Raw genomic sequence first — 20,976 nt, 5'->3', positions numbered from 1 at the left:
CACGGCGGGGTCGGGGCGTCCAGGACGAGGTCCTCCTCGAGCGGGAAGCGGTTCGTGCCCGTCGTCTCCGACACGCCGGCCGCACGGCATTCCGGACGGCGGCCGGCCGGATCCTTCGTCAAGGAGGGCGAGGGCGGTGGCCCCACCGGTCCCGCGTCCACGATTCGGCCGCCGGTGGACCGCGGTGGTCGCGGGGGCGATCCCCGTCCCCGTCCCCGTCCTCCTCGCCCTCGAGGCTCGTCGCCTCCTCGGCCTCCTCCGGAGCGATCCTCGCCACCATGTCGGCGAGCTGACGGCACGCCTGTTCGATCTCTTTCCGGTCCTGTCTGTGCTCGCTGATCTTCGCGCCGAGCAGCAGGGCGGTGAGAGCGACCGAGCCGTTGAACGCCTGTAGCGTGATCATGTTCGCCAGCAGGTCGTGGCCGGCGAACGGCCCCGTCTTCCGGGCCGCGGCGAGGATGGCGAACGTCGACACGGCCAGCGCGCAGGGCGCGGCTCCCGCCCGCTGGAAGCGGAAGGCCGCCCAGACCAGCAACGGCAGGGCGATGAAGAGCAGCGGTACGCGACTGACCTCGAGGAACCCGACGCCGGCGGTGGCCGCCGTCAGCAGCACTCCCTCCCCCCACCGGTGCCGCGGCACGTCCTGCGGCCGGCGCGCGGAGCGCAGCACCAGCAGGACCGGCGTGACCAGCAGCACCCCCATCGCGTCGCCGGTCCACCACACCGACCACGACGGCCAGAAGGCGCCGGCGGACAGCGCACCGGCGATCAGCAGAGTGCAGCTGCCCACCGTCGCGCTGAGGAGCATGCCGGTGAAGGCGCCGAGGAAGACCAGCGCCAGCGCGTCCCGCAGCCGGTCCATCTCGGTACGGAACCCGGCGCGGCGCAGAAGCGCGTACGAGCACAGCGGCGCGAGCGTGTTCCCGGCCGAGATCGTGAGCACGGCGGGAACCGACGGGCCGAGAGAGATGTTGACCGCAAACGCGCCCAGGGTGATCCCCGGCCACGTCCGGGGCCCGAGGAGCAGCAGCGCGGCAAGCGCGATCCCGGTCGGCGGCCACAGCGGGGTGACCTGACCGCGTACCAGTTGCTGGAGCAACCCGAGTCTGCCCGAGACGTAGTACAGCGCGGCGATGGCGCAGATCTCCAGGGCGGTCACCGCACCGCGCCGGAGCCTCTCATGCCGCGCGACGGACATCGGGTGCCTCCCCATCGGCTCGGCCCCGTAGTCCATCGTCCGCCGGTGGCGCGCGATCCACCAAGGGGGCACGCAGTGAAGCGGTCCGCTGCTCGGGGTGTTCCTCAGACGGGCGGGATGCGCAGGGCGAGGATGGCCATGTCGTCGTGGCCGTCGCTGGGGCGGTGGTCGGCGAGCGTCCGGACGAAGTCCTCCAGGGGCAGGCCGGCATGGGCGGTGGCGAGAGCGGAGAGCTCGTCCAGACACTCGTCGATGGGGCGGTGGGGGTGTTCGACCAGACCGTCGGTGAAGAGGACCACGGTGCTGCCCGGGGGCAGTGGGCGGATGTGGTCGGGGCGGGCCTGTCCGGTGTCGACCCCGAGGGGCAGTCCGGGCTCGGCGAACAGGTACTCCGCCTTACGGCCGGGGGCGATCACCAGGGGCGGTACATGGCCCGCGGTGCTCCAGTGCAGCCGCCACCCCGGCCCGTCGGGTTCGATGCGGGCCAGGCTCGTGGTGGTGACGGGGGCGTCGGTGATGCCCTGCAGGGTGCGGTCGAGCCGGGCGAGGATCGCGCTCGGCGGAGTGCACCGGTCGAAGAGCAGGGCGCGCAGCATGTTGCGGGTGGAGGCCATGGCGGCAGCGGCCTGGAGATCGTGGCCCACCACGTCGCCGATGACGACCGCCACCGCGTCGTCGGGCAGCAGGATGGCGTCGTACCAGTCGCCGCCGAGCCGGCTCGGCTCGGCGGCGGGCCGGTAGATCGCGGCGGTGTCGAACGGACGCAGATCGGGCAGGGCCGGCAGCAGAAGCCGCTGGAACTGCTCGGACGCGGTGCGCACCTGCTCGAACAGACGGACGTTCTCGATCGCGATGCCGGCAGCGCCGGCCAGGGCGACGACGATGTTCTCGTCGTGGACGTCGAAGGGCCGCCCGTCGCGCCGCTCGGACAGGTAGAGGTCGCCGTAGATCTCGCCGCGCACGCTGATGGCCACGCCGAGAAGGGTGCGCAGGAGCGGGTGGCCCGTCGGAAAGCCGATGGAGGACGGGTGCGCGGGGATGTCGTCGACCCGCAGGGGCTCGGGGTGGCTGATCAGGTGCCCGAGGACGCCCCCGCCCTCGGGCAGGCCGGTCCCGGCCAGGTCGGTGTACTCCTGCTCGGACAGGCCGGCGGTGATGAACTCCCTCAGGGACCGACCGGACTCGTCGAGCACTCCCAGCGCCCCGTAGCGGGCGCCCACCAGGTCCATGGCGGTGGTCACGATGCGGTTCAGCACACCGGGCAGTTCCATCTCCCGGCTGATGGCCACCACGGCGTCCAGCAGCCCCTGCAGCCGGTCCATGGCGGCGACCAGGGCCCGCAACTGGTCGTCGATCCGGACCAGCTCGTCGTGCAGCCGCAATCGCGGGTCACGGGGGCCCGGCTGCCGGGGTCGCCGCCTCGGTCCGGTCATCACGGACGCCCCTGCGGCCACTCACGCGGACGGTACACCCCGGCCTCCTGGCAGGAACGTGATCGAACAGGACGACACCATGGCACGACGCGATGGTGCGAATCGCTCATATCACGCCAAAAGCTACATGTCGTCGGTCTCGCCGGGAAGGCCCGTCCCCGGAGGTGCCGCCGGCCGTGATCTGCCGGGCGCACGTGTCCGGGACCCGGCAGCGCGGAGATCATCACAATGCGGCAGCAACAACCGACTACCCGGGGTCGTTCACTTGACCACGGGCGGTCACCCGCGATTGGCTCCGGCTCAGCGCGAGCCACCGAGCCGGTATGCCCCGGCTCCCGTCCGCCCTACCCGTACGACCACCGTCCACCGGCTCGGCTGCACAGCGAGGTGCCGCACCCCATGAAGACCCCTCACACTCCGCACCGGTCCCGCAGAACCCCGTTCGGCACCGCCCTGACCGTCGCCGTCGCCGTCGGCCTGCTGCTGGCCGGCTGCTCCGGTCTCGGCGGCTCCGCCGCCGACTCCGCCGCGAAGGCCTCCGGCCCCGGCCGGCTCAAGGTCGCCCTGGTCACCCACGGAGCCAAGGACGACGCCTTCTGGGAGCTGGTGCGCAAGGGCGCCGAGGCGGCCGCGGCCAAGGACGGCGCCGAGTTGACGTACGCGGACGACCCGGACCCGGCGGGACAGGCCGAGTTGGTGCGCGACGCGGTCAAGGACCGGGTCGACGGCATCGCGCTGACGCTGGCCAAGCCGGAGGCGATGAAGGGGCCGATCGCCGACGCCAGGGCGGCGGGCATACCGGTCGTCGGGCTCAACTCCGGGATCGACGCCTGGCGTTCGGAAGGCGTTCTGGAGTACTTCGGCCAGGACGAGAGCGTCGCGGGCCGCGCCGTCGGCGGCAAGCTGAACGACCTCCACGCCACGCACGCCCTGTGCGTCATCCACGAGCGCGGCAACGTCGCCCTGGAGGCGCGCTGCGCCGGGGTGAAGAAGGCGTTCGGCGGCCGGACCGACCTGCTCTACGTGGACGGCACTGACATGAACGCCGTGACCGGCGCTGTCGCCGCCCAGTTGCGGCAGGACCCGACCATCGACGCGGTGGTCACACTGGGCGCGCAGTTCGCGCTCGCCGCGGTCACGGCGGTGCAGCAGGCGGGCAGCAGGGCACGCGTCGCCACCTTCGACCTCAACACCGACCTGGTCAAGGCCGTGCAGAACGGGGACGTGCAGTTCGCCGTGGACCAACAGCCGTATCTGCAGGGCTACCTCGCCGTTGACTCGCTGTGGCTGTACAAGACCAACGGCAATGTCAGCGGCGGCGGCACCGCCCCGGTGCTCACCGGTCCCGCCTTCGTGACCAAGGCGAACATCACCACGGTGGCGAAGTTCGCGGCGGGCGGCACCCGCTGAGCGGGCACCTCCGGCCAAGAAGCGCCAAAACGATCCGTCGCTGTCGGTGCGCCAGGTCACACGGACCGATAACATCCTGCGCACCCCTGTGTCGCACCGGACACGCGCTCACCCCACGCGTCCGTCCCCCTTTCCCTGTATCCCACGGATTTCCCGTATCCCACGGACCGCTCTAGGACCACGATGTCTCGACGGACACCGACACCCATCCGGCGCCGTCTCGGCTCCATACGCCTCTCCCTGATCCTTCTCGCGCTGGTACCCAGCGTCACGCTCGCCGCCGTCTGGGGTGTGACCACGACCCAGATGTTCTCGGAGGGGCTGCGGTTGCGCGCGCAGACGGGGCTGAGCCGCTCCACCGGCGCCATGGGTACCGAGGCGGCGCTCGCCCTGCAGCGGGAGCGGCAACTGTCCGCGGCATGGCTGGCCTCCCCGCACGGCTCCCGGGCCGCCCTGGACGCCCGGCGCAGGGCGACGGACGCGGCGGTGGCGCAGCTCACCGGGCAGGCCGACGCCATCAAACGGGCGCCCTCCCGTATCAAGGACCCGATGTACTCCGTCGTCGCGTCGGTGGGCAGCCTGGAGTACTACCGCGACCAGGTGGACCGTCCCACGGACATCACCGCGCAGCAGGCGCTGGACCAGTACACCGCGATCATCGGCCGGCAGATCCAGGCCTTCCAGGAGCTGTCCCAGGTCGACGACGGCGACCTCACCTCGCAGGCCGGCCCGCTGGTCGCGTTGGAGAACGCCGCGGAGCTGGCCTCCCAGGAGGACGCGGAACTCAGTCTGGCCTGGCCGTCGCGACGCATGGACGACGCGTCGTGGGAGCAGTTCATGCAGCTGGTCCACGCCCGCCGCTGGCTGGTCCAGGACCAGATCGTGCCCGCGCTGAGGGGCAGCATGAAGACACAGGCCGAACGGATCCTGCAGTCGCCCGAGTGGGCGACCCTGCACAGCGTCGAGGACCAGGTGCTCGCGGCCCGGGCGACGTCCGGCGCGCGCGGGGTGGTCCTGCCCGACGTCCGGCAGCGGTGGAGCACCGCGATGAACACGCTCGCCGACCAGTACACGGCGCTGATCCGGCAGCAGACGGCGCAGCTGCTCGACCGCAGTGCCGACACGGCAGACGGCCTGCTGCTCAAGGCCGGATCGCTGAGCGCGGGCGGACTCGCCGCCCTCCTGCTGTGCGTCGGCATGTCCTGGCGGATCACCCGCTCCCTGTCCGGCCGGCTGCGCGGCCTCAGGCTCGCCACGCTCTCACTGGCCGAGGAGCGGCTGCCCGACGTGGTGGCCCGCCTGGAGCGGGGCGAGAAGGTCGACGTGGAGTCCGCGACGCCGCCGCTCGACTACGGGCGCGACGAACTCGGCCAGGTGGCCCAGGCGTTCAACACCGCGCAGCGCACCGCCGTCCACACCGCCGTCGAACTCGCCGAGACCCGGCGCGGTTTCCAGAAGGTGATCCTCGGCATCGCCCGGCAGAGCCAGAACCTGGTCAACCTCCAGCTCAGCAAGCTGGACGCGCTGGAGCGACAGCACCAGGACCCCGACGTACTCAAGGGGTTGTACGAACTGGACTCCACCGCAAGCCAGTTGCGCCGCTACGAGGAGAACCTCGTCATCATCAGCGGCGAACAGCCCCGGCGCAGCTGGACCGAGCCGGTCGCGCTGATCGACATCGTGCGCAGCGCCGTCGGCGAGGTCGCCGAGTACCAGCGGGTGGAGGTGCACACCGACGAGGACGTGTACGTGTCCCCGCCCGCGGTTGCCGACCTCATCCACCTGCTGGCCGAACTCATCGACAACGCGACCGTGTACTCGCCCGCCCCGAGCCCCGTCCAGGTGCGGGCCGCGCTGGTCGCCAAGGGCCTCGCCATCGAGATCGAGGACCGCGGACTGGGCCTGTCCGAGGAGGACTACGGCCAGCTCAACGCCCAGTTGGCAGTGGCCCCGCAGTTCGACGTGGTGGCCCTGGCCGACGACCTCAGGCTCGGCATGTTCGTGATCGCCCGGCTCGCCAACCGGCACGGCATCGCCGTGACGCTGCGCCCCTCGCCGTACGGCGGGACCACGGCGATCGTGCTCGTCCCGTACGACATCGTGGTGCGCGAGGCCCCCGGCTCCTCCGGGGCGCCCGACACAGAGCCCGTACGGGAGCCTGGGCCTACCCGCCCGGCCCGCACCCCCGACGCCGCTCCCACGGCAGGCGTCCGGCGTCCTGCCACGCCCACCCGGAAGGAGGGCGCGGGGCACACCCACGGAGCCGGGAGCGCAGAGGGACTTCCCCCGCTGCCGCGCCGGGTGCCCCAGACCAGTCTGGCCGCCGAGCTGCTCGAGGAGGCGGCGCCCGGTGAAGAGGGAGGCGGCCTCGCCGAGTTCACCGCGGAACGCGCCGCCTCCTCCCTCGCGGGCTTCCAGCGCGGCACCCTGCGGGCGCGTGACGAGGCCGCGCCGGAGCAGTACGACCGGGCGGAGCCCGCCGCAGCCGACGCACCCGAGGCCGCCCCGACGTCCACACCGCTCGCCGACCGCTCGTGAAGGACACCGACATGACACGATCCCCTGCCACGCACAGCCAGCTCGACCAGTTGCTCACCTCACTCGTGGACCGGGTCGCCGGGGTCGCCCACGCGGTGGTGCTCTCGGAGGACGGACTGGTCGTCAGCCACTCCACCGGATTCGTCCGCGACGACGCCGAACGGCTCGCGGCGACCGCGTCCGGCCTGATGAGCCTCAGCAAGGGCGTCAGCATGGATTTCCGCGGCGGCCCGGTACGTCAGGCGCTCATCGAGATGGCCCACAGCTATCTGATCCTCACCCAGGCCGGGCCCGGCGCCCACCTCGCCGTCCTCACCGGCCCGGGCGCCGACGTGGGTGTGGTGGCGTACCAGATGAACATGCTGGTGAAGAAGATCGGCGAGCACCTGAGTGCGGCACCGCGGACCGGCCTCGGCGTCTCCCGCAGCGGCGAGTGAGGTGAGCGGAGGCGACGCGGCGGGCCGGCTGGTCAGGCCGTTCACGCTGACCGGCGGCCGGACCCGGCCCAGCCGCGCCGACTTCACCCTCATCACCACGGTGACGGCGGTGGACCCGCCGCCCGTGTGGGCGCCCCGGCCGCAGCCCGAGCAGGCGCGCATCCTGAAGCGGTGCGCGGAGCCCATCGCCGTGGCGGAGCTCGCCGCGCATCTCGATCTGCCGGTGAGCGTGGTCGTGATCATGCTGTGCGATCTGCTGGAGGCCGGCCGGATCACCGTCCGCCCGCCGCACCCCGTCTCCCGCACTCCGGACCTTCAACTGCTGCAGAAAGTGAGGGACGGCCTTGGCCGGCTCTGACACCGCCACCCGCACGGCGTCGGCCCCCGACACGGTGAAGATCCTGATCGCCGGGGGGTTCGGCGTCGGCAAGACCACCATGGTCGGGTCGGTCAGCGAGATCGTTCCGCTGCGCACCGAGGAGCCGCTGACCGCGGCCGGGCTGGACGTCGACGACCTCGCCGGCATCGAGGAGAAGCGGGCCACCACCGTGGCCCTGGACTTCGGCCGCATCACGGTCGGCCGGGACCTCGTGCTGTACCTCTTCGGCACGCCCGGTCAGCAGCGGTTCTGGTTCATGTGGAACGACCTCGCGATCGGCGCCCTCGGCGCCGTCGTCCTGATCGACGTCCGCCGCCCGGAGTCCAGCTTCGCCGCCATCGACTTCTTCGAACGCCGCGGCATCCCCTTCGTCGTCGCCGTCAACGGCTTCCACGGGCATCACCCCTACCCGCCCGAGGAGATACGGGAGGCTCTGGCGCTGCCCGAGCACATCCAGGTGCTGCTGTGCGACGCGCGGGAGCGCGAGTCGTGCCGGGACGTCCTCATAGCCCTGATCGACCAGTTGATCGCCTCGGTGGTGTGACACGGGTTCCGGGGCGGGCCGGAGGCTCCGTCAGCCCAGCGCGTCCGACAGACGGACGAAGGTGTGACCGCTCGCCAGCAGGCCCGGTACGGCGGCGGCGATGCCCCGGGCGGTGCCGCCCTCGGGGTGGTTCATGTGGCAGATGACGATGGAGCCGCCGGGCGCGGACGCCACGGTGGCGCGCACCTGCTCGGGGGTGAAGGTGGCGCCCCCGTCGCCGTTGACCGAGAAGCTCGCGAAGCGTTCCCCCAGGTCGGTGACGATGCGCGCCGCGACGTCGTCGCAGTACGCGGTGCCGGACCGGAAGAAGCGCGGCGGGGCGCCCAGCAGCCGGGTGAGCCTGGTCCGGTTGCCGGCGATCTCGTCGTACACCTCCCCGGCGTCGCGGGTGCCGCGGATGCCGTAGGCGGAGCGCCCGGTGACCGACAGCGGTCGGTGCCGGGTGCCGTGGTTGGCGATCTCGAACAGCGGCTCGGCGGCCAGCCGGCGGAAGAGGGCCGGGTTGGCGTCGATCCAGCGGGAGTTGATGAAGAGGGTCGCCGGTACCTCCCGCTTGCGCAGGAAGTCGATCAGCGCCTGGTCGTAGCCGCTGCCGCCCGGGCCGCCGCAGGCGTCGAAGGTCAGCGCGATCTCACGCTTCCCCTTCGGCAGCGCGTGCACCACCCCGGGGGCCTCGAAGCCCCATGAGTGCGGTACGGCACGACCGTAGCGGGCCACGATCCCGGCGCGGGTCACCGCCGGTGCCGTCGCCGAGGGGGTGGACGTCGGGGCGTCCTTGGTGGCGTTCGGCGCCGGCGTGGCGTTCGGTGCGGGCGCCGCGGGCGGGCCGGACGTGCCGCCGCTCGTCGCGCTCTTCGGGCCCGCGCACCCGGCCAGCGCGCCTGACGCCACGGCGGCCAGCACGGCCCGGCGACCGATCGTCATCCACACTCCCACCCGGTCGAAAGACAGGCGACGGCAGCCGCCGCCACCGCAACGGTACGGGGCGGAGGATGCACGACCGGAAAGGCACCGGTAAGGGTTGACCAACAATCCGGTCATACCGCCCGGCGCTCCGCCCGGCGGGGCGAGGTCTGGTCATGACCACCACGGCCCGGCTGCGTGACCGCCGGGTCCGTCCGGAGCGCCGGGCCACCGGCTGCGCCCGGCCGACCTCGCCGACATCACCGAGGGCGGCAAGCGGATCCGTGTGGGTTCAGTCCGCGTCGGCGACGATGGAGCCGACGCGTTCGGCCAGGGTCGGGTCGCGGCGGACCAGGAGGGCCGCGTAGCCGAGGGCGACGAGCAGGGCGGCGACCGCCGCGTAGGGGAACCAGTTGTACGGCGCGGGCTGGCCGGGCTTGGCGAGGTAGTACAACGGGACCAGGATGGCCACCGTGCCGAGCGCGGGCAGGACCAGGTGCCGGACCACCCGGAACTCCTGTGGGCGGTACCTGCGGTAGTACAGCGGCAGGGCGATGTTGGAGGCGAGGTAGACCAGCAGGATCAGGGTGGCGCCGAGGGCCGAGGACTCGGTGAAGAAGACCACCGGATTCGTCGAGCCGCCGTCCGAGCCCACCAGGTGGCCCAGGGCCCAGCCGCCGATGATCAGCAGGGCGGTGGCGGTGAAGGTGACGATCGCCTTGTTCGGTGTGCGGCGGATGGGGTGCACATAGCCGAGGAAGGACGGGAGCAGTCCCTCCCGTCCGGCGTTGAACACCAGGCGGGCCTGGGAGTTGATGCCCGCGATCAGCACGCCGAGGGTGGAGGTGAGACCGCCGAGGTAGGCGAGGAACGCCAGCGCGCCGAGGGTGCGGTGGGCGACGTCGATGAAGGGGGTGGGGGAGTCCCCGAGCCGCTCCACGTCGTAGCCGAAGCCGGCCAGGGTGGAGTAGGCGAAGAGGACGTAGCCGACCGTCATGATGGCGACCGAGGAGAACACCGCGCGGCCGACGTTGCGCCGGGGGTTCTCCGTCTCCTCGGCGAGCGCCGCCGAGTTCTCCCAACCGATGAACATGTACACCCCCAGCGGGAAGCCCGCCGCCAGCCCCTTGAAGCCGTCGCTGATGTGGCTGGGCAGGAACGGGTCGGGGGAGAGCCCGCCGCGGTGTTCGACCAGTGCCACGACCGACACGACGGCCAGCACGAGCATCTCCATGCCGAAGAAGTAGCCGGCCCACTTGGTGGAGACCACTACCCCGCGCAGCATCAGCACCACGGCCAGGCCGGTGAGCAGCAGCGTCCAGATGATCCACGGCAGGTCCACGCCGGTGTAGTGGTGCAGGGTGATCTGCACGAACCCGCCGGAGATGGAGATGACACCGGCCATCGCCACGATGTAGCCCAACGTCGCCAGCAGGGCCGTGGTGACCGCGCTGACCGGTCCGAAGGTCTTGCCGACGAAGGTGATGAAGCTGCCTGCCGAGGGGTGCGCCCGGGAGAACTCCGCCAGCGTGTTGCCGAGGAGCCCGACCGCGACGCCCGCGGCGAGGATGGTCAGGGGAGACCCTTCACCCGCCGTGGTGGCCAGGAAGGCGAAACTGAAGAAGAAGCTCATCGCCGGGCCGACGTTGGCCATGGTGGCGACGGCGATGTCCGCCATGCCGAGGACGCCGCCGCGCAGCCGCTGCGGCGCTCCGCCGACGGGACCCGGCGGGGGCAGCGGACCGGCTCCGGGGCTGGGCATGGCGGTGACTCCTCGTGCGGTGTGACGGGGTGGTGGGTGCGCAGGCTGTCGACGGCTGAGGCGGGGTCGGGACGGGCGTCAGTGGGGGGAACGCCGGTGTGCCTTCACCGCCTGTACGGCCGGATCGGTGGCGCCCCGTGCGAGTTCGGTGAGCAGTTCCAGGTGACAGCGGTTCTGCGCCCGTACCACCTCGGGCTGCGGTGCGGGCAGCAGCAGGCACAGGCGGCCGAGCAGATCGGCGGCGAACTCGCGGATTCCGGCGCCGCCGAGCGCCTCCGCGAGGTCCAGGTGGAAGCGGGTCTCCAACTCGGCCAGGCGTGCTGGATCGTCGGTCAGTTCCATCTCCTCGACCAGCGTACGAAGTCCGTCGAGCCTCTCGTCCGGGACCTCTCCCGAACCGTGCGCCACGAGTCCGCACTCGAGCAGCAGGTGGAAGGCGTCCAGTGAAGCCGCCTCCTCGGCGTCGTACACGAGGGCGACGACGGTGTCCCAGTCCTGCGCGACGAAGGTTCCGCCCGCCCGTCCGCGCCGGCGGTCGAGCAGACCGTCCTGGCACATGCCCTCCAGCGCGCGGCGCACGGTGATCTCGCCGATGCCCAGTTCCTCGGCGAGGGCGCCGGCGTCCGGCAGCCGGTCTCCCGGACACACCAGTCGCAGGCGTACGCGCAGTGCGATCCGCGACCGGACGAGATCGGATCCGCTCTGGCCCCCGAGGGGCAGCACGCGGGCGTGCCCCACGCCGGTGATCGAGGTCGTAGAGGCCGGGCCCGGCTGGTGGTAAGGCCCGAACTTGCCCGCTGCATTCACCACGACGCCACACTAACGGCCTGCTGATCGCGGTCGCGGCTCCCGGCGAACGGGCATCGCGGGCTGGACGTCACGCCGGTCGGCATCGTGTGCCGGCTTCTCGGCATGTGCCCCGCCGAGGGCAGGCTCGTGCCGGGTGAGCGGGAAGCACCGGGGGTGGCTCCCGCGGCGATGCCACGGTGTGGTGCATGGAGGCTCCCGGAGTGAGGGGGATGTTGGGAGGAGCTTTCCGACTCGGCCCGGAAACAGCCGGGAGACGGCACTGTGCGGGCGTCGCGACGGGAGTGGCGGTCGCGATGGAGAAAAATTAGAGCAAGGTGAACAGTTAAACAAGGCCCGAGCTCGACCGGTCCGGAAGCGGCGTGCGAGGACCGGTTCTGCGGCCCGTCGGTCATGGCTTTGAGCAGGGAATTCGCGCCTCCTTGGGTCCGCGGGCGGGAGGGGCGGCTTCGCGGTCCGAGAGGGCGCGTGCAGACCTGCCCCCGGAGGAGGGCGGCGCGCGTGGTCGGCGGGCGGACCCCTTGTTTTTTCCGATCGTCCTGAACTATTTTCCTCGGCATCGTCGGCGCGACCGGTCCGACAGGCACCGGCCGGAGGCCGTGGTCCACCATGCCCGCTCCGCGTGATCGCCACCCGTCCTCCGATCCAGCGCCCCGCACGCCCCACCCTGTGGAATCCGCGCGGCCACCCCGCCCGGTCCCGCAGGCCCCTTCCGCCGTCCCCACCTGCCCCTGGATGCCGAGATGACATCACGCCCCCCTGTATCCGTCCCCGATCCGGTGACCACCGAAAGCGCCTCGGGAGGATCCGGCCTGCAAGCCGGGCTGAAGAATCGCCACTTGTCGATGATCGCGATCGGCGGTGTCATCGGCGCCGGCCTGTTCGTCGGCTCCGGGGCCGGCATCGCCGCCGCCGGCCCCGGCATCCTGATCTCCTACCTGCTCGTCGGCGTCCTCGTCGTACTCGTCATGCGGATGCTCGGCGAGATGGCCGCGGCCAACCCCACCTCCGGCTCCTTCTCCGCCTACGCCGACCGCGCACTCGGCCGCTGGGCCGGATTCACCATCGGCTGGCTGTACTGGTTCTTCTGGGTCGTGGTGCTCGCGGTCGAGGCGACCGCAGGGGCCAAGATCCTGGCCGGCTGGATCCCCGCGGTCCCGCAGTGGGGCTGGGCCCTGATCGTCATGCTCGTCCTCACCGCCACCAACCTCGCCTCGGTCAGCTCCTACGGCGAATTCGAGTTCTGGTTCGCCGGCATCAAGGTCGTCGCCATCGCCGCGTTCATCGTCGTCGGCGGCCTCGCGATCTTCGGCCTGCTGCCCGGTTCCGATCACCCGGCTTCCGGGTTCTCCAATCTCACCGCGCACGGCGGATTCCTGCCCAACGGGCCCGGCGCGATTCTCACCGGCATCCTGATGGTGGTCTTCTCCTTCATGGGCAGTGAGATCGTCACCCTGGCCGCCGGCGAGACCGAGGACCCGCGGGGCGCGGTCACCAAGGCCACCAACAGCGTGATCTGGCGGATCGCGGTGTTCTACCTGGGCTCGATCCTGATCGTGGTGTCGCTGCTGCGCTGGGACGACCCCGCGATCCTCAAGAACGGCTCGTACGTCGCCGCACTGGACTCCATCGGCATCCCGCACGCCGGCCAGATCATGAACGCCATCGTGCTCACCTCCGTGCTGTCCTGCCTCAACTCGGGGCTGTACACCGCCTCCCGCATGGCGTTCTCCCTGGGCCGCCGCAACGACGCCCCGGCCGCATTCGCCCGCACCACCGGGCGCGGAGTCCCGCAGGCGGCCATTCTGGCCTCGGTGGTCTTCGGCTTCGTCGCCGTGGCCTTCAACTACCTGTGGCCGGACACGGTCTTCCAGTTCCTGCTCAACTCCTCCGGCGCGATCGCCCTGTTCGTCTGGCTGGTGATCTGCTTCTCCCAGCTGCGGATGCGCAGGATCATCGAGCGGGAGGCGCCGGAGAAGCTGGTCGTCAGGATGTGGCTCTACCCGTACCTGACCTGGATCACCATCGCGCTGATCACGTTCGTCCTGGGCTACATGCTGACCGACACCGCCGAGGGCGGCGGTCGTGACCAGGTGGTCCTGTCCACCCTGGTGGCCGCTGGGGTGGTGGCCTTCGCGCTGGTCCGCGAACGGCTGGCACGGAAGGTCCGGCAGGGCGAGGCCATCCCCTCGTAGGAATCCGGGTCGGTGCACGGCCGCCCTGGCCCGCCGGTGACGCGGCTCTCCCGCCGCGTCACCGGCTTTGCGGCTGCACCCGCCCTGCGGGGGCACGCCCTGCGGAGGCACGACCTGCGGGACGGACCAGCGGTCGATCAGGGCGGAGCCCTGCTGACGAGGGTCAGCCCCGCTGCCGGCGGATGCGCTGGGCCACCTCGTTGTCCTCGGTCTCCCACCAGGGGCGCACCCGGTCCTCGTCCGCCGTCTGCCCGGGGGCGGGGGCCGCGGGGACCAGCTCCGTCTCCAGACGGCGGTCCAGCGCGACGCTCTGGGCGCGTTCGGTGCGCGCCCACTGCACCAGGATCGCCAGCAGGAAGGGAAGCGCCACCAGCTCCGCGATGCTGATCATCGCGCCGCCGCCGAGCTGCTGGTCGTGGTGCACGTCCGGATCCCACGGCGGAGCGTGGTGCAGATACCAGGCACCGGCGATCAGCGTGCCGTGGGTCATCACCACGATCCCCGGCACCGCGTCGACGATCCCGTCCACGAACACCAGGGCCGCGCGCACCGGGTGGGTGCACCAGGCGGGCAGCGCCCCCTCATGGGTGAGGACCGGCACGACGAACAGCGTCCCGGCGAGCAGCAGATGGAGATACATCAGCTCGTGCAGCCAGCCGAGGCGCAGGGCGGTGGCGAAGTACGGCGTGAAGTACACCGTCAGCTCGGTCGCGAGCACCAGGGCCGTGCTGACCAGGGGGAAGGTGAGCAGCCGGACCACCCGTCCGGTCATGGCCCGCCGCACGCGCGCCGAGGCGGGCTCGGGCAGGGCGCGGACCGCCAGGTGCAGCGGGTCGCCCAGCGCCAGGCCGAGGGGCGCGATCAGGTCGAGCAGGACGTTCTGCACCGCTGCGGGCCAGAACAGCGTGTGGTCGTACACGGCGAGCGCGGACATCGTCGCCACGACGAGCGCGCCGAGGCCGAGCAGCGCGAAGGTCGCGGTACGGGCCGAGGGCCAGGGCTCGCCCCGGCTCCTCAGCCTCAGCACGCCCCAGCCGTAGAGCGTGCCGAGGAGGAGGACGAGGAGGAGCGCCGGGACGTCGAGGTGCCACCAGGACAGCAGCCGTCCCGTGGTGAGCTCCGGCAGGCTCGCCGTCGTCATGGCCATCTCGTTCAGCGGCATGCCGGTCATGCTCTCCCTCGCCTGCGGATTTGCGCAAACCCGCGAGTCGCGGGTGCACGTCGATCCGGCCCCCGCGGATCCTTGCGGGCCCCGCCGTACGCGCCGCGGTGGCGCAACAGGCGCCGTCTACACTCTCCTCGGAACGGCCCGAGCGACATCGGCCGAGCTGCGGCCGCTCCTGCCACACCGAAGGGCATTCGGCGTTTTGATACGGATAGACTCAGTCACGAAGCGGTATCCGGACGGCACGGTGGCGGTCGACAGGCTGTCGCTCGAGATACCGGACCGATCGATCACCGTCCTCGTCGGCCCCTCGGGCTGCGGCAAGACCACGACCCTGCGCATGATCAACCGGATGGTGGAGCCGAGCGAGGGCACGATCACCCTCGACGGCGTCGACATCGGCGAGCAGCCGGTCGACGTCCTGCGCCGGTCCATGGGATACGTGATCCAGAACGCCGGGCTCTTCCCGCACCGCACCATCGTCGACAACATCGCCACCGTGCCCCGGCTGCTCGGCTGGGGCAGGGACCGCGCCCGGGCCCGGGCCCGGGAGCTGATGGAGCGCGTCGGGCTCGACGCCTCCCTCGCCAAGCGGTACCCGTACCAGCTCTCCGGCGGGCAGCAGCAGCGCGTCGGCGTGGCCCGGGCGCTCGCCGCCGACCCGCCGGTGCTGCTGATGGACGAGCCGTTCTCCGCCGTCGACCCGATCGTCCGCAACGGCCTGCAGGAGGAACTGCTCAGAATCCAGGACGAGTTGGGCAAGACCATCGTCTTCGTCACCCATGACATCGACGAGGCGATCCGGCTCGGCACCATGGTCGCCGTCCTGCGCACCGGCGGCCGGCTCGCCCAGTTCGCACCGCCCGCCGAACTGCTGTCGTCCCCCGCCGACGCCTTCGTGGAGGACTTCCTCGGTACCGACCGCGGCATCAGGCGGCTGTCGTTCTTCACCTCCAAGGCCCTTCAGCTGCAGAAGACCCCGATCGTCGCGGTCGGCTCCACCGCCGAGCAGATCGCCGCCCGCGTCACGTCCGAGGCGCCGTACCTGCTGGTGACCGACCCCGACGGCAGGCCGCTCGGCTGGAGCGAGCCGGACGAACTCACCGCCGGGGACATCGCGCCGGAGCGACTGCTGCCGTACGGGCGGCCGTTCGTGTACGGCAAGGACTCGCTGCGCGCCGCTCTCGACGGCGCCGTGCTCTCGCCCACCGGGTGGGCCGTCGCCGTGGACGGCACCGGCCGGGTGGCCGGCGTGGTCTCGCAGGCGACCATCGGCGAGGCGATCCGCAGTGCCCACGCCGAGGACCTCAGCGACACGAAGGCCGCCGGATGAACGGGTTCTTCGACATACCGAGCGACCTCCAGCACAGTTGGGCGGGACTGATCGGACTGCACCTGAGGGAGGCTCTGCTGCCGGTGCTGGCCGGCCTGGTCGCCGCCCTGCCGATCGCCCAGCTGTGCGTGCGGTTCCGCTGGCTGTACCCGCCCGTCCTCGGTGTCACGACCGTCCTGTACGCCATCCCGTCGCTGGCCTTCTTCGTCGTCCTCATCGACTACACCGGTCAGACCGAGCTCACCGTGATGATCCCCCTCGCCGTCTACAGCCTGGTGGTGCTGGTTCCGGCGATCGTGGACGGTGTCCGTTCGGTGCCGCGGGAGACGCTCGCCGCGGCCACCGCCATGGGCATCGGGCCCGTACGGCGCTATCTCCAGGTGCAGTTGCCGATCGCCGCGCCCGCCATCCTGGCCGGGCTGAGGGTGGCCACGGTGTCGAGCATCTCCCTCGTCAGCGTCGGCGCCCTCATCGGCAACCAGGGCGCGCTCGGCAACCTCCTCGCCGACGCGATGTTCTACCACCGGCCCGTCCTCGCGGTGAACTCCGTGGTCACCACGGCCGTCCTCGCGATCCTCGTCGACGCCCTCCTGGTCCTGGTACGCGTCCTGCTGACGCCGTGGATGCCACGCGGCACCGGCAGGAAGCGGAAGCCCGCCGCACGGCCCGAACCGTCCGCCCTCGCCCTGGAGGACACGGCCCGGTGAACGTCCTGAACTTCGTGAGCGCGTTCTTCGGCGACAGCGCCCACTGGCACGGCTACGACGGGATCCCCCAGCGCCTGCTCGAACACGTCCAGTACTCCCTGACGGCGCTCGCCGTCGCCGCCGCCATCGGGCTGCCGGTGGGCCTGCTCACGGGCCACACCGGGCGCGGCGGCAACGTCCTCGCGTTCGTCGCCACCGCCGCCCGCGCACTGCCCAGCTTCGGCCTGCTGGTCCTCATGTTCGTGCTGCTCGGCCTCGGGCTGCTGCCGGTCATGATCCCGCTGGTGGTGCTCGCCGTGCCGCCGATCCTGGTGACCACGTACGAGGCCGTGCGATCCGTCGACCCCTCCCCGGTGGACGCCGCACGGGGCATGGGCATGAGCGAGCCCAGGATCCTCTTCCAGGTCGAGGTGCCCGTCGCGCTGCCGCTGATCCTCAGCGGTCTGCGCTCGGCGGCCATCCAGATCGTCTCGACGGCCACCATCGCCGCGTACGTCAGTCTCGGCGGCCTCGGCCGCTACATCGTGGACGGGCTCTACCAGCGCGACTACGAGAAGGTCGTGGGCGGTGCCACCCTGGTGGCCGTGCTGGCGCTCGCCACGCTCACGGTGTTCTGGGCCGTCGCGCGGGCGGCGGTGTCGCCGGGAGTGCGCAGAAGCGCCTGACGGGGCGCCGTCCCAACCGGCCGTCTGCCGAGGCCGATCGGTGACCGGGTAACTCTTGACTGATGGAGAAGGTGCTGGATTGGATCGGTGGAACGCGTACCGACACCCCGCACAGCTCCGCACATTCCGCCCCATTGCCAAGTACGGAACGGGAATCGTGACCTCTACCGCGAACGTCAGCACGTCCAGCAGGAGACTCCCCGGCGCGGCCGCCGTCGCACTCGCCGCCACGGCGGCACTGCTCGCAGGGTGTTCCTCGTCCTCCGACACCAAGTCCGACAACCCGCTCCAGGGCGGCAGGGCGAGCGGCGACACGGTCGTCGTCGGTTCCAACAACTTCTCCGAGAGCATCCTGCTCGCCGACATCTACGGCGAGGCCCTGAAGGCCAAGGGCGTCAAGGTCGCCTACAAACCGAACATCGGCAGCCGCGAGACGACGTACGGCCTGCTGAAGAACGGCTCCGTCACCGTCCTGCCCGAGTACAACGGGGCGCTGCTGGCCTACCTCGACAAGAACGCCGCCCCGAAGACGGTCGCGGCCACCACGGCCGCCATCAACGCCAAGCTGGGCTCGGAGCTGACGCTTCTTCAGCCGGCCCCCGCGCAGGACAAGGACTCCGTCACCGTCAACCAGGAGACGGCGAAGAAGTACGACCTCACCGAGAAGTCCTCCATCGCCGACCTGAAGGACATCGCCAAGGACCTGGTGATCGGCGCCTCGCCGGAGTTCCAGACCCGGCAGCAGGGCCTGCTCGGCCTGAAGTCCGTCTACGGCCTGCAGTTCAAGTCCTTCAAGGCGCTCGACGCGGGCGGCCCGCTCACCCAGGCGGCGCTGCAGAAGAACACCGTGCAGGCGGCCGACGTCTTCACCACGGACCCGACCATCAGCAAGGAGAAGTTCGTGGTCCTGCAGGACCCGAAGAACCTCTTCGGGTTCGAGAACGTCCAGCCGCTGGTCTACAAGCCGGGTCTGCCCCAGAAGGGGGTCGACGCGCTCAACGCGGTCTCCGCCAAGCTCGACACGGCATCCCTGCTGCAGATGGACACCCAGGTGCAGCTCGACAAGAAGGACCCGCTGGACGTCGCCAGGGCCTGGCTGAAGTCGGCCGGACTGGACTGACGTCCACGCCACCGCGGGCGGACCGACGCGGGTGCCCGCGCCCTTCGGGGAGGCAGGCGCCCGCGTCGTCCTGGACGGCGCGGTCCGGACGGCGCCGTCCGGCCGGGAGTCGTGGCCGACCGGCCCCGACAGGGGGCGCGGGGCGGGGCACTAGGGCTTACGGGCGATGGCCCCGTACATCGCGATGTCCTCGTCCCGGATGCCCTGTTCCCCCGTGCCGTCCGGGTGCCACTTGTGGACCTGGACGATCCCCGGCTCCACCAGCTCCAGCCCGGCGAAGAACTCGTGGGCCTCGTCGATCGTCCGCAACCGCATGGGCATGTTGCGGGCCGCGTACTCCCGTGCCACCCGGCCCACCTCCTCGGGTGCGAACTCGGCGGTCCCGATGGTCATCGCCAGGTAGCTGCCGGACGGCAGCGGTTCCAGCAACCGCCTGACGACACCCACCGCGTCGTCCTCGTCCAGGATGAAGTGGACGATCGCGATGACCGTGAGGGCGACCGGCCTGCCGGGGTCCAGCGTCTCCCGGAACTCGGGAGCACTCAGGATGGCCTCCGGGTCGCGGAAGTCGGCCTCGATGTACGACGTCTTCCCCTCGGGTGCGCTGGCCAGCAGCCCCTGGGACAGCGTGAGCACGATCGGGTCGTTGTCGACATAGACCACCCGCGACTCGGGCGCGACCGACTGGGCGATCTCATGCAGGTTGGGGGAGGTGGGGATGCCGGTGCCGATGTCCAGGAACTGGCGTATGCCCGCCTCCTCGGCGAGCCAGCGCACCGCCCGGTTCATCCAGTCCCGGTTGGCACGCATGTGGACGGGCAGGGCGGGCCACTCCCGTGCCATGGCGTCGCCCGCCTCCTTGTCGGCGGGGTAGTAGTCCTTGCCGCCCAGGATGTAGTCGTAGATGCGCGCCGAGTGCGCGCTCTCGGTGTCGATGCGGTCGGCCGGCCATCCGTTGTCGGGCAACGCCGTCTCCTGTTCCGGGGTCTTGGTCGTGGGAGGGGAGAGGAAGGCTCTGCTCAGGACGCAGAGACAAACACACAGGACGCAGGGATGAAAGAGGAACGTCGGCCGAGAGCGGCCGCGTCACAGCAGGAAGTCGGCCTCGCCCGCCTTCACGCTCGCCAGGAAGCCCGCCATCTCGGTGCGGCTGAGGACCAGCGCCGGGCCGTCGGGGTCCGTGGACTGCCGCAGGGCCACGCTGCCGTCGGCCAGTTTCTTCGCCTCCACGCAGGCACCGCCCGCGTCGTCGCTCCAGGGCTTGGACCAGCCGCGGGCCCCGAGGGTGTGGGACGGCGTGCAGGTGCGCGTCGGGTGGTGCACTCTTCACAACTCCTTGCGGATCGCGCCGAGGACGGCCTCGGACTTCTTCGCGGGCGCGGACTGCGCGCCCAACCGGTCCAGGGCCTCGCGGTAGACCACGACGTCGTCCGCCTTGTCCAGGTAGACGGCGCCCACGAGACCGCTCAGATAAACGATGTCCGGCAGCTCGGGCGCCCGGAACCGGAAGAGGTGGAACGCGCCGGCGCGCATGGCCGGGTGCGGGCCGTTGCCGAACGGCATGATCTGCAAGGTGACATGGGGGAGAGCGTTCATCTCGATCAGATGGTCGATCTGGGCGCGCATCACCTTCGGGCCGCCGACCGGCCAGCGCAGCACCGTCTCGTCCATCACCACCCACACGCGCGGCGGTGAGGGCCGCGACAGCAGCTCCTGCCGCCGCATGCGCAGCGCCACCCGGCGCTCGGTCGCCTCGGTGGGGGCGTGCGGGTTGCCGGCGCTCAACAGGGCACGCGCGTAGTCCTCCGTCTGCAGCAGTCCGGGCACGAACTCGGCCTCGTACGCGCGGATCTGCAGGGCGGCCTGCTCCAGGCTGAGGTACGCGGCGAACCAGTCCGGCAGCACATCGCGGTAGGTGTGCCACCAGCCGCGCTTGTTGGCCTCGCGGACCGACTTCAGAAACGTGTCGATCTCCTGCTGGTCCGTGACGCCGTACGTCTGCAGCAGCTTCTCGACGTCCGCGATCCGCAACCGGGCCACCTTGGCGGCCTCCATACGGCGGATGGTGGAGTGGCTGACCCCGATCGCCTCGGCGGCCTGTTCGTACGTCAGACCGGCCCGGGTGCGCAGCTCCTCCAACTGGCGGCCGAGGATCATGCGCAGCACGGTGGGGGCGCCGCCCCAGTCGGTTTCCGCGGTCACGCCTACCCCCTCACACGGGACGCACGTCGCAGTCTGTCACGATCTTCCGCCGATCGGAGCAGGATGCACTTCACGAATTGCAATTTTCAACTTGCCGGTTGCGGTGCGTTGCGGCCGGATGCCACAGTGTTCATACCGTCGAAGGACGGTGAACCGTGGTGCTGAACAGCTCAGTTGG

At 71.2% G+C, this 20,976-nt stretch carries 19 protein-coding genes; 10 read left to right on the top strand and 9 right to left on the bottom strand.

The window, feature by feature from the left end:
* Window positions 1-118 precede the first annotated feature (118 nt).
* On the bottom strand, window positions 119-1,198 hold the full coding sequence (locus tag AC5WS8_RS09555) for an MASE1 domain-containing protein (RefSeq protein WP_496102883.1): 1,080 nt from the start codon (window positions 1,196-1,198) through the stop codon (window positions 119-121).
* Window positions 1,199-1,302: 104 nt separating this feature from the next.
* Complete coding sequence (locus AC5WS8_RS09550; RefSeq protein WP_496102882.1) at window positions 1,303-2,631, bottom strand: PP2C family protein-serine/threonine phosphatase; 1,329 nt, start codon at window positions 2,629-2,631, stop codon at window positions 1,303-1,305.
* 399 nt (window positions 2,632-3,030) lie between these two features.
* On the opposite strand from AC5WS8_RS09550, the gene AC5WS8_RS09545 reads away from it, so the two are divergent.
* From AC5WS8_RS09545 to AC5WS8_RS09525, 5 genes are all read left to right on the top strand, one after another.
* A complete protein-coding gene (locus AC5WS8_RS09545) occupies window positions 3,031-4,041 on the top strand; it encodes a substrate-binding domain-containing protein (protein WP_496102881.1) in 1,011 nt (336 codons plus the stop codon).
* 183 nt (window positions 4,042-4,224) lie between these two features.
* On the top strand, window positions 4,225-6,579 hold the full coding sequence (locus tag AC5WS8_RS09540) for a sensor histidine kinase (protein ID WP_496102880.1): 2,355 nt from the start codon (window positions 4,225-4,227) through the stop codon (window positions 6,577-6,579).
* 11 nt (window positions 6,580-6,590) lie between these two features.
* Window positions 6,591-7,016: a roadblock/LC7 domain-containing protein gene (locus AC5WS8_RS09535; protein ID WP_496102879.1), complete on the top strand. Its 426-nt coding sequence runs from the start codon at window positions 6,591-6,593 to the stop codon at window positions 7,014-7,016.
* A gap of 1 nt (window position 7,017) precedes the next feature.
* The gene (locus AC5WS8_RS09530; protein ID WP_496102878.1) at window positions 7,018-7,374 is read left to right on the top strand and encodes a DUF742 domain-containing protein; all 357 of its coding nucleotides are present in this window, start codon (window positions 7,018-7,020) and stop codon (window positions 7,372-7,374) included.
* On the top strand, window positions 7,361-7,939 hold the full coding sequence (locus AC5WS8_RS09525; RefSeq protein WP_496102877.1) for a GTP-binding protein: 579 nt from the start codon (window positions 7,361-7,363) through the stop codon (window positions 7,937-7,939). Before AC5WS8_RS09530 ends, AC5WS8_RS09525 begins: the two co-directional genes overlap by 14 nt.
* Window positions 7,940-7,969: 30 nt before the next feature.
* On the opposite strand, the gene AC5WS8_RS09520 is transcribed toward AC5WS8_RS09525, so the two are convergent.
* From AC5WS8_RS09520 to AC5WS8_RS09510, 3 genes are all read right to left on the bottom strand, one after another.
* Complete coding sequence (locus AC5WS8_RS09520) at window positions 7,970-8,863, bottom strand: polysaccharide deacetylase family protein (RefSeq protein ID WP_496102876.1); 894 nt, start codon at window positions 8,861-8,863, stop codon at window positions 7,970-7,972.
* Window positions 8,864-9,134: 271 nt separating this feature from the next.
* The gene (locus AC5WS8_RS09515; RefSeq protein ID WP_496102875.1) at window positions 9,135-10,604 is read right to left on the bottom strand and encodes an APC family permease; all 1,470 of its coding nucleotides are present in this window, start codon (window positions 10,602-10,604) and stop codon (window positions 9,135-9,137) included.
* A gap of 78 nt (window positions 10,605-10,682) precedes the next feature.
* Window positions 10,683-11,414: a FadR/GntR family transcriptional regulator gene (locus AC5WS8_RS09510; RefSeq protein WP_496102874.1), complete on the bottom strand. Its 732-nt coding sequence runs from the start codon at window positions 11,412-11,414 to the stop codon at window positions 10,683-10,685.
* Window positions 11,415-12,154: 740 nt separating this feature from the next.
* Between AC5WS8_RS09510 and AC5WS8_RS09505 the strand changes: the two genes are divergently transcribed.
* Window positions 12,155-13,606 (top strand): amino acid permease, encoded by a 1,452-nt coding sequence (locus tag AC5WS8_RS09505; RefSeq protein ID WP_496102873.1) that lies wholly within the window; start codon window positions 12,155-12,157, stop codon window positions 13,604-13,606.
* Between the two features lie 163 nt (window positions 13,607-13,769).
* Here AC5WS8_RS09505 and AC5WS8_RS09500 read toward each other — a convergent pair whose 3' ends face one another.
* Entirely contained in the window at window positions 13,770-14,777 is a 1,008-nt protein-coding gene (locus AC5WS8_RS09500) for a cytochrome c oxidase assembly protein (RefSeq protein WP_496102872.1), read from the bottom strand.
* A 196-nt stretch (window positions 14,778-14,973) separates the two neighbouring features.
* Here AC5WS8_RS09500 and AC5WS8_RS09495 point away from each other — a divergent pair, with 196 nt between their 5' ends.
* From AC5WS8_RS09495 to AC5WS8_RS09480, 4 genes are all read left to right on the top strand, one after another.
* The gene (locus tag AC5WS8_RS09495; protein ID WP_496102871.1) at window positions 14,974-16,104 is read left to right on the top strand and encodes an ABC transporter ATP-binding protein; all 1,131 of its coding nucleotides are present in this window, start codon (window positions 14,974-14,976) and stop codon (window positions 16,102-16,104) included.
* Complete coding sequence (locus AC5WS8_RS09490; RefSeq protein ID WP_496102870.1) at window positions 16,101-16,811, top strand: ABC transporter permease; 711 nt, start codon at window positions 16,101-16,103, stop codon at window positions 16,809-16,811. Before AC5WS8_RS09495 ends, AC5WS8_RS09490 begins: the two co-directional genes overlap by 4 nt.
* On the top strand, window positions 16,808-17,476 hold the full coding sequence (locus AC5WS8_RS09485) for an ABC transporter permease (RefSeq protein ID WP_496102869.1): 669 nt from the start codon (window positions 16,808-16,810) through the stop codon (window positions 17,474-17,476). The genes AC5WS8_RS09490 and AC5WS8_RS09485 overlap by 4 nt, the downstream gene beginning before the upstream one ends.
* A 157-nt stretch (window positions 17,477-17,633) precedes the next feature.
* Window positions 17,634-18,596 (top strand): ABC transporter substrate-binding protein, encoded by a 963-nt coding sequence (locus AC5WS8_RS09480; RefSeq protein WP_496102868.1) that lies wholly within the window; start codon window positions 17,634-17,636, stop codon window positions 18,594-18,596.
* Window positions 18,597-18,746: 150 nt separating this feature from the next.
* On the opposite strand, the gene AC5WS8_RS09475 is transcribed toward AC5WS8_RS09480, so the two are convergent.
* From AC5WS8_RS09475 to AC5WS8_RS09465, 3 genes are all read right to left on the bottom strand, one after another.
* Window positions 18,747-19,562, bottom strand: coding sequence for an SAM-dependent methyltransferase (locus tag AC5WS8_RS09475; protein WP_496102867.1), 816 nt, complete (start codon window positions 19,560-19,562; stop codon window positions 18,747-18,749).
* 120 nt (window positions 19,563-19,682) lie between these two features.
* On the bottom strand, window positions 19,683-19,919 hold the full coding sequence (locus AC5WS8_RS09470; RefSeq protein WP_496102866.1) for a DUF397 domain-containing protein: 237 nt from the start codon (window positions 19,917-19,919) through the stop codon (window positions 19,683-19,685).
* 3 nt (window positions 19,920-19,922) lie between these two features.
* Window positions 19,923-20,798, bottom strand: a complete 876-nt coding sequence (locus AC5WS8_RS09465) for a Sco1979 family transcriptional regulator (protein ID WP_496102865.1) — start codon at window positions 20,796-20,798, stop codon at window positions 19,923-19,925.
* Between the last annotated feature and the right edge of the window lie 178 nt (window positions 20,799-20,976).

This window comes from Streptomyces sp. PTL18 (genome assembly GCF_059510295.1).
The sequence above is the reverse complement of the archived record's forward strand: the minus strand, read 5'-3'. Positions and strand labels throughout refer to the sequence as shown.